The organism is Nostoc sp. PCC 9305 (genome assembly GCF_963920915.1).
GTDB lineage: Bacteria > Cyanobacteriota > Cyanobacteriia > Cyanobacteriales > Nostocaceae > Nostoc.
The window spans coordinates 1-4,676 of sequence record NZ_CAWUDN010000209.1 but is presented as its reverse complement, the minus strand read 5'-3'; the positions used below and the strand labels follow the sequence as shown (position 1 = coordinate 4,676).

Annotated in this window: 3 protein-coding genes; all 3 read right to left on the bottom strand. The window is 40.9% G+C overall.

Annotation, left to right across the window (positions count from 1 at the left end; all coding sequences use genetic code 11):
* Positions 1–615, bottom strand: a 615-nt coding sequence (locus tag ACM0OX_RS35110; protein WP_414519768.1) for a DUF4255 domain-containing protein, incomplete at its 3' end; no start/stop codon positions are given.
* Between the two features lie 3 nt (positions 616–618).
* A complete protein-coding gene (locus tag ACM0OX_RS35105) occupies positions 619–3,936 on the bottom strand; it encodes a hypothetical protein (protein WP_414519766.1) in 3,318 nt (1,105 codons plus the stop codon).
* On the bottom strand, positions 3,936–4,676 hold a 741-nt coding region (locus tag ACM0OX_RS35100), incomplete at its 5' end, for a phage baseplate protein (protein ID WP_414519764.1). The genes ACM0OX_RS35100 and ACM0OX_RS35105, both read right to left, overlap by 1 nt.

Here is a 4,676-nt window from a genome sequence, read left to right as displayed (position 1 = left end):
GCCGCGATCGCTAGACTGACGCTTGATAATTGGTAGCGGAGTTTTTGCAGGCAAGCTACTCTCAATCAGCACTACTGACACTTCATAAGCAGCTGAAACTCGATAAGGTACTTGAAAAGTTGACCAGAGGTTAAACACCTCTTCTACAGATAGCGGTTGATAATCAATTCGCAACTGTTCTTCTTGTAAGTCAAGGTCGTATTCAGTTGGATCGGTAGTAGGCAAGGCTGCCCTAATATCCGCAGAAGTAATCATAGGATGGTCATTAAAAACACTCATAGCCACGCCTAATAACCGATGACTCGTAGGTTCTGGAAAGTCATCATTTTGGGCGTAAGCAGTCAGTAGGTAGTAGAGGTTCAACGGCAAAAGCTGGTGTCCTGTTTCACCAGGCTTCACTTGAGAAGGAATATCCATATTCCGCCAAGCTGGGTTTATTTGAGTATCGTAGAGAAATAAATTAACTTGATCGCCACTACTAACAGTATTATCTCGTACTTTATCTAATGGTCGTGTCGTCACAGTGATTCCCCCCGAACTCTCAATATCAAACCTTTGCTGTAGCAAGTGACGCAATGTAATTGTGACAGCCGCAATAGCTAAAGCGTTGCTCATCGCTTACCTCCTTCTGGCACGTCGTTGCAAGTATTCATTCAAACCCATCACAGATGTTGCTGGACGGGACTTTGGTCGAGGCGGAGGTGGTGCTGGGGCTGCGCTGCGAATTTCTAGCCGACCAATTGTGACTTGAATCTTAGGTGGTGTATCCAAACCCACTGGCGATGTCTGCGACGGGCTTTGCCAACGCTTCTGGGCTTTTTTGCTACTAGTTGCAACGACTGACAAATTTTTTACAGTGAGGTCATTGATAGGCCCAGATAGCGGTCTGAAATCAGATTCCTCTAGTTGCGTAAAGTACAAAGACTTCACTTCATCTTTACCTCTATCCGCAGACATAGACAAGTTAGGGGATGTATTCTGAGGTAATATTGAATTTTCAACTGGGCTGGTGAATATACCTTCATTGGGATTCATTTTCTGGCGTTGCATATTTGCGGGATGATGGGCGTAGTTAACGTTCATCTCTGCCTCACCTTGTCTCAATTCATCCCACTGTTCGACAACGCCAATTTTCTGACTACCAATATGTTGGCGCTTTTTAAATCTATCCGCAGACATAGAGAGGTTAGGGGATGGGTTCTGGGGTAATATTAAGTTTTCAACTGGGCTGGTGAATATACCTTCATTGGGATTAATTTGCTGGCGTTGCATATTTGCGGGATGATAGGCGTAATTAACGTTCATCTCTGCCCCAGCTTGCCCCAATTCATCCCACTGTTCGACAACACCAATTTTCTGGATATCAATATGTTTGCGATCGCTCTTATTATAGTTTTGTAAGCCGACTTCCTGAGCAGAAGCTTTTTCTCTACGGAAATCAGACAAGTGAGAGTCAGAAAAGTTGACCTGTGATTGTATGTCAATTCCTGGGGTTGAAGGATGTAAAGCAGGAGTTGGTATTATATCTGAATTAATAGGAGTTAGCTGAGTTATCGGTTGTGAAGCGATAGATGATGATAGATTATTTACGAATGGTGCAGTAGAACTGTTTGTCTCAAACGAAGATAGTTTAGCAGAAGCATCTGCGAGAAATGGTTGTATTGATGAAACATTTTTGTGGACAAACCTCTGCTGATTTTCTGGCACATTAGACGTAAGTCTTTCCTGGGGTTCGGCAATTGTTTCTATAGCAATTGTAGGTGTTAAGCTCTGTTTGTGTGAATTCGCTAAGGTACTATCAATAGTAGATGCGTTAGCGGAGCTTACCGTACCCCTACGGAGAAGCAAATTATGCGTAGCGTCTCGTAGAGAAGGTATCGCTCCGTGTTGTACTTGAAGTTGAATTACAGGATTTAAGGCGGAAATGCTAGTGTCCATAGTTGGCACAGGTGTTAAAGATAGTACCCGCTCACTTGCAGATGTGTAGGCGTTGGCGTAGCCTCTCCAAGAATTACCCGTCGTAGACATTGCCACAGGTTCTTCTAAAAACTGACTGAAATCTAGTTGTGGATTAATGAGCTTTTTTACTTGCAAAGATAAAACATTTTCATTCCCAATTATTTGCGGTAATTGCTGTTGTACTAATTCACTTGCAGACTGTTTTTGGTGTTGAATTACAGAACTGAAGCTGGGAGTGCTAGTTTCTAGCGTCAACCCAGGTGTTAATGATTTTTGATTTGTGGGCAATATTTGATTAGCAACAGGTGCATTGTCTACAGGTTTTTCTGGAATAGATGGCTGTAAACTTATCAGCTTTTGCACTTGAGTAGATGAAACATTCCCACTTCTTTGTAGCAATTGCGTTGATGACAATTCAGTTACAGCTTTTTTCTGGTGTTGAATTACAGAACTTGAGGCGGGAGTGCTAGTTTCCACTGCTAGCATAGGTGTTAAAGGCAAAACTTGAGAAATAGCAGGAGCGTAGACGTTGGTGTAGCCTTTCCAAGAGTTTTTCATCGTAGACATGGCTGTTGATTCTGATTGAAGTTGAGGAGGAAGTTCCTCAGAATTTTCGACTTGTGATAACTGAGAATGGATAAAGACTGGATTAATTTCTGTAGGTTGCTTATGTAAGTTTTCAGTTGCAGATTTTCCCTGTTGTAGAACGCTAGGAATTGATAGAATAGTGCTGGCTTCTGCTTGTATTTGCGGGAGAGATTGCTTTAAAGACAATACCTTTGGTAAGACATTAGGAGAAACTTGTTGATTAATTTCAAGTAATTGGTTATTTAATGATTGAGTTGTAAGTTCTCCTGATTCTTGCTCAAATAACTTTGAGACAGGAGTATTCTTTTCCTTTGCGATCGCAGGTTTTAAAATTATAGGGTTTAGATTTGGTAATGAATTTTTCTTATCTGGAGGAATAAATGAAGATGTTATTGGCTTTGTTGGATTTTCGGTAAAATATGTTTGTAAATATGCCTTTAAAGGTGATTGCAAAGATAAACCCAAATGATTGATTGTAATTAGTTGGTGGGAGAAAGATGTAAGTGGAATCTGCCCCTGTTCAGATATGTGCTTAGAGAGAGAAGTATTTGATCCTGTGTTGTGTACAGAAACGAGATGATTCGATAGGTAAGTATTTGTTTGTGGTAAAATTATAGACTCTGTATTAGAATTAAGTGCTGCTTGATTTGCAGCCGATGAAAGTATTCCTGATTCTACAAAAGGTTTAATTATTAATCGTTCCCAATTGACTATGTTTGAAGTTTGGACAGAAGAAACAACAGGATTAATTTTAGTTAGTTGTTTCTGTGATAACTGACCAGGAACCAAATTTAGTGTGGTAGTGCTTGTTTTTTGCTCTGAGTTTGAAGGTTGGATAGAAGAATCAACAGGATTAATTTTACTTGATTCTTTCTGTGATAGTTGAGCAGCAGCAAAAGTTAGTGGAGTAGTGCTTATTTTTTGCTCTGGGTTTGAAGTAAATTGCTGATTATTAGTGCTGATTTGAGTCAGAACTGAATCTAAAAAAGGCCAATTGGAGGATAATTCTAAGTCAGGCTTTTGTGTCAAATTAGGAATTGACTTTAGTATTGGTTGGGAAGATTGAACAGGTGTTGAAGTTAAATTAGTTAACAGGGGGTTAGTTATCTCTTCAGATATTTGCCCTATTGTTGCAGGCGTTAGCGTTCGCGGAGCGTCTCGTAGAGAAGCTCGCCGCAGGCATCGCTTCTCCAACAACTGCACAATGTCAAAATTGGGAAATTTTTCCGTTTCTGATGTTGTTTCTAACTCAGTTGATTCTGTGGTAATCGATGGCTCCCAGTCAAGGTTAGACTCTGGTAACGGTTCAAAGACTGATAAGACAAGAGGTTGAACTGTATCGATTAAGTTAAAGCTTTTAGCTACCAAATGAAAGAGATAATTGCTCATCAGTCCGTCACCATCTCTAAATACAATTTTCGCCGTCTGGGACTCATCGCCAAAATATCAGCTTCACGCCAACTGTAAGCAGCAGCTAAAGTATGTACCTCTCGCAACACTCGAAATCCCCAAGCGTTAATCTCAGCCCAGAAAAACGACACAATGTCAAATAATGATTGCCATTGGTAGTTGCAAGCAGAACAGGAAATATCAATTGGCACATTTGCTTGAGGATCTGCTTGAGCCATTTGGGTAATAATTGCATCTCTGGTATGACATGGTAATTGCTGAAACGGCAGATATTCGCCGTTACACACTGCTTGCAAAATACAGCGTTCTAATAAAATCTCTTGAGCAATCTCTGGCTGTTTGTGTTCAGCGATCGCTATCATATCTAAACTGTTTGGTAGACGAAAACTCACCTGATAATCAGCAAGCTCAAGACAATATTTCTCAACTGGTTCAAGTGACAGTGGTGCTACACGCATATCTGCAATATCAGAATTGAGTTCCAAGACTTCACCACAGCTTGGACAAGTCACTTGACTAACCAGTTGTGAACCAAATGTCCACTCCCGCAATGTCAGCAGCATAGCATCACGCTGACCGAGACTGAATTGAGTAAGCATATCTATAGAGGTTTCAGGACAAGCACTAGCTAGTAGCTTGATTGCTTTAGACCAAGATGGCTGATTAAGTCCCCACTCCCAGATATTTAACAGTTCCGAGGCTGATAGCGATCGCATATA

What these genes read in the sequence shown, in the direction of transcription:
- ACM0OX_RS35105 (WP_414519766.1), bottom strand. Translation starts at nt 3,936, where the DNA reads ATGAGCAATTATCTCTTTCATTTGGTAGCTAAAAGCTTTAACTTAATC.